We start from the raw sequence: 7,509 nt of genomic DNA on the forward strand, positions 1-7,509 counted from the left end.
ACCTTCTCCGCCAAGCCATCGTAACGAAATCTATTCGGACTTCAGCAGCTTCTGACGAATATTTCTGCTAGAAACCGCCTTGGAAGTGAAGGCCGGGGACGGCCCGAATCGGGAATAGACCCGATCGTTGGCCGAGTTCCCGTTGAGATCCACCAAGCCGCATGCCTGTTCCTACCAACGCTTCAGCCCTTAACCGCAAGTCCGAGTTGGCCCCGGACGCGCTTTCCGTGCTGAATTCCGTGTTCGGCCTGCCCGGCTTTCGGGGCGCACAGGAAGAAATCGTCGGGCATGTCACGGCCGGCGGCAATTGCCTGGTGCTGATGCCTACCGGCGGCGGCAAGTCGCTGTGCTATCAGCTGCCGTCGCTGCTCCGCGAAGGCTGCGGCATCGTCGTCTCGCCGCTGATCGCGCTGATGCGCGATCAGGTCGCCGGACTGCTGGAAGCCGGCGTCAGGGCGGCGGTGCTGAATTCCACGCTGTCTTTCAGCGAAGCCAACGCGGTCGAGCAGCGGCTGCTCGCCGGCGACCTCGACCTGCTCTACATTGCGCCCGAGCGGCTGCTGACGCCGCGCTGCCTTGCGTTGCTCGGCCGCACGAAAATCGCCTTGTTTGCCATCGATGAGGCCCATTGCGTGTCGCAATGGGGGCACGATTTCCGCCCGGAATATATCGGCCTGTCGGTCGTCGCCGAGCGTTTTCCGGATGTGCCGCGCATTGCGCTCACAGCCACCGCCGATGAACTCACCCGAAAGGAGATCGTCGATCGGCTCGGGCTCACCGGCGCGCCGAGCTTCGTTGCAAGTTTCGATCGCCCGAATATCCGATATGAAATCGTCGACAAGCAGAACGCGCCGGCGCAGCTCAAGGCCTTGATCGCCGAGCGCCACTTAGGCGACGCCGGCATCGTCTACTGCCTGTCGCGCGCCAAGGTCGAAGACACCGCGGCCGCGCTGTCCCAGGCCGGCGTGCGCGCATTGCCCTATCACGCCGGCCTCGACGCCGGCCTGCGCGCCCGGAATCAGGACCGCTTCATCAATGAGGACGGCATCGTGATCGTCGCCACGGTCGCATTCGGCATGGGTATCGACAAGCCCGATGTACGCTTCGTTGCGCATCTTGATCTGCCGAAAAGCATCGAGGCCTATTACCAGGAAACCGGCCGTGCGGGCCGGGACGGCAAGCCGTCCACCGCTTGGATGGCGTATGGCCTGTCGGATATCGTGCAGCAGCGGCGCATGATCGATGAGTCGAGCGGCTCGGAAACGTTCAAGCGCGTGTCGATCGGCAAGCTGGACGCGCTGGTGGGCCTCGCCGAAACCGCCGGCTGCCGGCGCACGCGGTTGCTCGGCTATTTCGGCGAAGCCCTGGGCCCCGCCAAATGCGGCAATTGCGACAACTGCCTGTCGCCGCCGACCGTTCGCGACGGCAAGGTGATCGCGCAAAAACTGCTGTCCTGCGCCTATCGCACCGGGCAACGCTTTGGAGCCATGCACCTGATCGATATCCTGATCGGCCGCATGACCGAGCGCGTCAAGCAGTTCGGACATGACAGGCTTTCCGTGTTCGGGATCGGCCGCGAACTCAACGAAAAGCAGTGGCGCGCCGCGCTGCGCCAGTTGGTGGCGATGGGCCATCTTCGCTCCGACAGCGACGCCTTCGGCGCGCTGAAACTGACCGAGACGGCGCGCGGCGTGCTGAGGGGCGAGACCGAGGTGATGCTTCGCGAGCAGGTCCCCGGGTCCCGCAATCGTGCAAGCCAAACCAAGTCAAGGCGCGGCGACCTTGCGCCGCTACCCGCCGGCCAAGGTGGGGTCAGCAACCCGGCCCTGGTCGCCGCGCTAAGGACGTGGCGTTCGGATGTGGCGCGCAAACGTGGCGTGCCGGCCTATGTCGTACTGCACGACTCGACGATCGACGGCATTGCGATGGCCCGCCCGACCACGCACGAGGAACTCCGCGGCATCGCCGGGATCGGCGACAAGAAGCTTGAGCATTACGGGGAGGAGTTGATTGCGATGGTGAGGGCGGCGGAGGGGTGAGCGCTCGTTGGCAACGGTCCAGGCGTCCGTGAGGACGTCAGACGCTGAGCGATGTAACGCAACTACAGTAACAGCAACTACAGCTTGCTATCTCATTGCGCGAAGATTATAGTATTTGCATCTTTATAGATGTGCTCCTTTGAGGATTGTCCGCCGGCGTTCGTGAGTGGCCGACTCGTACAAATCATCGCGTGGCCGGTTCGAGGACGGGCGTGCCCGGGGCTCGCGACTCTCTTGGTGAGTGGAATGGACGGACGGAAAGATTCAATTTGATTTTTTCGACCCGCTGTTCCCCGTTGTGACGACGCGGTGCAGCGGAGACAGAAGGGGATCAGATTCATGGGTACCGTTTCGCCGAACTCCAAGATCAAGCGGGTGCTGCTGACGACCGCGCCAAAGGAGGCTCTGGTCGAGGACGACGGTATTGGCGGCAACTGGTACGACCGAACCGACACCTACATGGCGTGGACCTGCGCCATCGACATCGACGATCGTCTCTCGGTGACCTGCCCGCCGACCGGCCTGCGTTTCATCAAGGCCAATGTCCCCGACGTCGAGATCCTCGAATACCCGACCTGGGCGGAGTACCGCAAAGCGCTTGAATCGGAGCGCTGGGACATGGTCGGGATCAGCTTTTACACCTGGTCGACTCCTGTCGCGATCGAGATGGCGAAATTGGCACGCGAAGCCGGCGTGCAGGAGATTTGGGGCGGCAATTACGGCGCCATCGGCCCAAGCCTTGCCGAACATTTCACCAAACTGGTGAAGGGCGCCGGCGAACACTCGGTTCACCAGTTCGTTTACGGCCGGCCGCTGGACCGGGTACGCCACCCCCCGATGCTTGGCGCGAGCGGCTTCAGGGGTGTTTCGTCCCCGGTCGGTTATCTCTATTCCAAGCGCGGCTGTAATATCGGTTGCACGTTCTGCTCGACGCCGGTTTTCAACCCGCACGAAAGGCCGATTCTGATGGACGACATGACGGCGGCGCTCGACCGCTACCGTGAGGAGAACGTCGCGCACGTCATCATCTATGATGAAAGCTTTTTCCTCGATAATAAGCTCGCCGAGCAGGTGGTCGACGAATTGGCCGCGCGCGAGCTTCCCTGGATCTGCCTCACCCGCGCCGACCTGATCCGGGGACGAATCCCCGAGCTCACCGACCGCTACATGGACGGCGCGATCGTCGGTATCGAATCTTACCGCGACAAGAACATCGCCGACGTCCGCAAGCGCGACGACGTCTACAATGTCCGGCAGACCGTGCGCGAGCTGATCGCCAACGGACGCCGCGCGCTCGGGACATTCATGGTCGGATTCGCCACCGACACCGTCGCGGACATGCAATTCGACATCGAGCAACTCGCTCAGGAGGGCCTGTTCGCCTGCCAGCTTACGCTGCTGACGCCCTACCACGGCACCAAGCTTTGGAAGCAGATGCTGCATCTGGTCAATGAGCCCGATCTCAGCAAGTACGATCTCTACAATCTGGTCTGGGACCACCCGCACATGAACCGCAGCGAGGCGCGCGAACTGCTCGGCTGGGCGCAGCGGCAGGTCAATTCTCCCGACCGCATAGCTGGCGCGATCAAGAACGAACTGAAGCAGAAGATGCGCAAGCGGATGGCGACGCGAGACATGCCACCCCCTCACGTGATCAATGCGACGGTCGGCGGAACTCCACATTGAAGCCCAATCCAGCCTTTGGCTGATCAGGAGGCGGGCTCATGAGGCCACTCAATATCCTGGCTGTCCAGCTCGGCTTCAACGACAGTTTCCCCGACGTCTCGACGCTTGCCACCACCTACAATGACGGCATCTATTATGTCGCCTCCTTCGTCAAGAAAGAGCTGGCCAACGCCAGCGTCGACATGTGCCAGATGTTCTGGGGCGAAAATCCGCTCGATCTGCCGCTGGAGCGCTATGACTACATTCTGATCTCGGCGCTGGCGACACACTTCTGGTCCAACCTTGCCGCGCTCGAGGCGCTGCAGCGCCGTCGCAAGAAGGGCAGTGTCGTCATCATGGGCGGGCCGCACGCTGCATTCGCTCCGTATGAAGCCCTCAAATACGCCGACTTCGCCGTGATCGCGGAAGGCGAGATTCCGACGCTAGAGCTGATCCATGCGCTCGAAGCCGGCGAAGATCCATACCGCATCAACAACATCGCCTACATCGACGACCAGGGCCTGCTTCGCATCAATGAGTGCCAGCGATTTTCCGGCATCTCCAACACGATCGACCCGGCGCTGCTGGCCAAGGCCCCAAAGCTGCACTGGGCCACCGTGTCGATGTCGCGCGGTTGTCCATTCAATTGTTCGTTCTGCTATGCGATCCGCCTGCTCGGGCGCCAGTTCCGGCCGAAATCAGTCGAGGACATCGTCGGCGAGCTCGACGGCATCTATCGGCAGACCGGCTGCTCGCGCTTCTACGTGACCGACCTCAACTTCACGACCCGGACGGATTTCTGCGAGGCGGTGGCGGATGCGGTGCAGGACCGCAAGTACAAGTTCATCGCCATGAGCCGCGTTGAACATGCCGACAATCTCGATCTCGTGTTGCGGCTTCGCCGCGCCGGGTTCGAGGAATATTGCCTCGGCGTGGAATCCGAAAGCCAGAAGGTGCTCACCGCCTTCAACAAGAAGGTGGATGCGGGCGGCCAGACCGGCCAGCTTCGGCGTTTTGCCGAGAACGACATCAACATCCATTCGGCGATAATCTTCGGTCTCGACATCCAGGACCGCGAAGCGATCCTGGCGACCGCGCGGTGGTGCGCGGATGCGCGGATCGTGCACCCCACCTTCGTCTGTCTCGCCGAGTACCCGTTTCAAAATCTTCTGTTCGGGTCGCGGCAGGACGTCGAGGATCATCGCATCATTATGGAAGTGCCGACCTATCAGCATTATTCGTTCGTCGGAATATTTCCGCGCAACATGCGGCCGAGCGAATTGCAGCGCGGCATTATCGATTCGTATGACGTCTTTTTCGCCCGCGCAATGGAGGTCGAGACGCGGCCGCAACGCAGGACGCGGGTCAAGTCCTATGCCCGCAGTGTCGCGATGGGCCGGCCGGGCATGGAACGCCACATCGCTTTTCTCGAACAGATCGAGAAGCCGTACTACACGCCCTCCGGGTCGTTGCGCGAGAACCTGCTCAAGTCGGACTTCGATGCCCGCCATGGCAGGCTGCGCAGCTGGCTCGCCAGCTCGGCGCGCGGCGCCGAGCCGAAATTCGCGCGGGCTTACGCGCGATGAAGAAGGCCCGGAGCGTACTCTCCAGCCTTCGCGCAACCATCGACAAGATGCCCGATGCGACGGCCGTTTGGGCCGTTGATCCCGCAGGCGTCACCGCAGTCCAGACTTACAGGCAGTTGCACGACGCGGCGTCGCGTGCCGGCCGGAGCCTCATGGACTTGGGGATAAAGCGCGGCGACCGCGTCATCGTAGCGATGCCCACCTGCGGCGAGTTCTTCTGGGTCTATCTTGGCTGCCTGATGGCGGGAATTATCCCGGCGGTTGTCGCGCATGCGCGGATGGCGGGTGGTTATTCGGAACTATCGGCCCTCGCACAGACGCTCGATGCGCGCTGCCTTGTCGTGCGCGAGGTGCCTCCGGACTCGGAGATGTCCGATTGCGGGCCGCCCGTGGTGGCGGCGCGCAGCCTGCTTGCTTCCCGCGGCATCGATCCTGCGGACGAGGCGGACGGCATCGCGCATCTGCAGGGAACGTCGGGAACCACCACGGCGCCGCGCTGGGCAGTCGTACGCCATCGCAATATCGCGGCCAACGTCTCCGCCATTGGCCTGGCTGTCGGTCATCGCGAGGAGGACGTGCTCGTCACCTGGCTGCCGATGTCGCACGATATGGGACTGATCGGAGTTTGCTACGCGTGGTACTGGGGCATTCCGCTGGTGTCCGCGGATCCGGGGACGTTCGTCGGCAATCCGCTGTCTTGGCTTGCGTTGATCAGTCGGTACGGCGGGACACTTTCGCCCGCACCCAATTCCGCGTTCCAGGTCTGCGTGCGCGTCGCCAAGCTGCGCCCGCCCAAGGATCTCGACCTCTCGTCCTGGCGGGTGGCGCTATGCGGCGCGGAGCCGGTGCATGAGGCGACGCTGCGGGACTTCCATCAAACCTTCGGCCGCTTTGGTCTGCGCCGCGAGGTGCTCCGGCCAGTCTATGGCCTGGCCGAAGCGACCCTTGCGGTGACCCTCTCTCCCGCCAAACAACCGTTCAACACGGAGCGGATCGACCCCGTCAGTTGCGCGCCTGGCGCAACCGTCGCGGCGAGCGGCGGGCGCGGCTTGGGCGAGGTGGCGATCGTCGGATGCGGGCGCGTCATCGCCGGGCACGAACTGCGCATCGTCGACGGCGCAGGCTGCCCCGTCGCGGAGGGCGTGGTCGGAGAGATCGAGTTTCGCGGCGACAGCGTGGTCGACGGCTATTTCGGAATCGATCGGGATCCCGGCCTCAAGCGCGGCGAATTCCTGCGCAGCGGCGACCTTGGCTACCTGCGCGATGGGGAGCTTTTCGTCACTGGGCGCAGCAAGGAAATCCTGATCATCAACGGCCGCAACTTCTCTCCGCTGCAGATCGAGGCGGCGTTGGAGCGGGCGCTTGCCGCACCCTTTACGCCGGCGGTGGTGGCAGTCGAGGCGGCGGACGAGCAGTTGAAGAGCGGCGCGCTTCATCTTCTGATGGATAGCCGGCTCGGACGCGGCGACCGCACCGAGGCGCGCGCGCGGCAAATGCTCGAAGAGGTTTTTGGCCTGCGCGGCGCCACGCTGCACTGGGTCGCCGGCGGGCACATCCCGCGAACGAGCAGTGGCAAGATTCAGCGCTTTCGCTGCCGGGAGATCGTCACGGCGCTGGGAGAACGCAAGGCCGCCGCTGCTCCTATATCGCAACAGGCAGGGTCCGCGTGACGGCGTGGAGTGAGAGGGTGTTGATGTGATCCTGGCCAAAATGGATCCGATCGCCATTGTCGGGCTTGGCTGCCGTTTCCCTGGAGCGTCAGGGCCGGAGGCATTCTGGCGGCTGCTGCTCGATGGCCGCGATGCCATCGTCGAGGTGCCGGCAAACCGCTGGAACCGCGAGGCGCTTTATCACGACGACCCGGTGTCGGCGCCCGGTAGCATTTCCAACCGCCTTGGCGGGTTTCTCGGCGACATCGAACTGTTCGACGCCGGCTTTTTCGGCATCTCACCGCGCGAAGCGGCCGCCATGGACCCCCAGCAGCGGATGCTGCTCGAAACGGCGTGGGAGGCGATCGACGACGCCGGACTGATTGCCGACGCATTGCGCGGCGAGAAAGTCGGCGTCTTCGTCGGCATCGCGGCTTACGATTACGCCGAGATACAGCACGCCTACGACAACCGGTCTCTGATCGGCCCGCACACCAATACCGGCCTCGCACTGAGCATCGCCGCCAACCGCATCTCCTACATCTTCGACCTGCGCGGACCGAGCATTGC

5 protein-coding genes are annotated in these 7,509 nt (G+C 63.4%); all 5 read left to right on the top strand.

Annotation, left to right across the window (positions count from 1 at the left end; genetic code table 11):
* Positions 1-161 precede the first annotated feature (161 nt).
* Positions 162-2,039: a DNA helicase RecQ gene (gene recQ / locus VGP39_RS16120; RefSeq protein ID WP_327569099.1), complete on the top strand. Its 1,878-nt coding sequence runs from the start codon at positions 162-164 to the stop codon at positions 2,037-2,039.
* Between the two features lie 339 nt (positions 2,040-2,378).
* Complete coding sequence (locus VGP39_RS16125) at positions 2,379-3,725, top strand: B12-binding domain-containing radical SAM protein (RefSeq protein WP_327569100.1); 1,347 nt, start codon at positions 2,379-2,381, stop codon at positions 3,723-3,725.
* 38 nt (positions 3,726-3,763) lie between these two features.
* A complete protein-coding gene (locus VGP39_RS16130) occupies positions 3,764-5,290 on the top strand; it encodes a B12-binding domain-containing radical SAM protein (RefSeq protein WP_327569101.1) in 1,527 nt (508 codons plus the stop codon).
* Complete coding sequence (locus VGP39_RS16135) at positions 5,287-6,960, top strand: AMP-binding protein (RefSeq protein ID WP_327569102.1); 1,674 nt, start codon at positions 5,287-5,289, stop codon at positions 6,958-6,960. The genes VGP39_RS16130 and VGP39_RS16135 overlap by 4 nt, the downstream gene beginning before the upstream one ends.
* Positions 6,961-6,985: 25 nt before the next feature.
* The coding region (locus tag VGP39_RS16140; protein ID WP_327569103.1) for a polyketide synthase at positions 6,986-7,509 on the top strand (524 nt) is incomplete at its 3' end.

The organism is Bradyrhizobium sp. (assembly GCF_036009065.1).
Taxonomy (GTDB): Bacteria; Pseudomonadota; Alphaproteobacteria; order Rhizobiales; family Xanthobacteraceae; genus Bradyrhizobium.

Bases quoted from the DNA above. Each gene is read 5' to 3' on its own strand.
- VGP39_RS16130 (WP_327569101.1), top strand. From the start codon at position 3,764: ATGAGGCCACTCAATATCCTGGCTGTCCAGCTCGGCTTCAACGACAGT.
- recQ (WP_327569099.1), top strand. From the start codon at position 162: ATGCCTGTTCCTACCAACGCTTCAGCCCTTAACCGCAAGTCCGAGTTG.
- VGP39_RS16135 (WP_327569102.1), top strand. From the start codon at position 5,287: ATGAAGAAGGCCCGGAGCGTACTCTCCAGCCTTCGCGCAACCATCGAC.
- VGP39_RS16125 (WP_327569100.1), top strand. From the start codon at position 2,379: ATGGGTACCGTTTCGCCGAACTCCAAGATCAAGCGGGTGCTGCTGACG.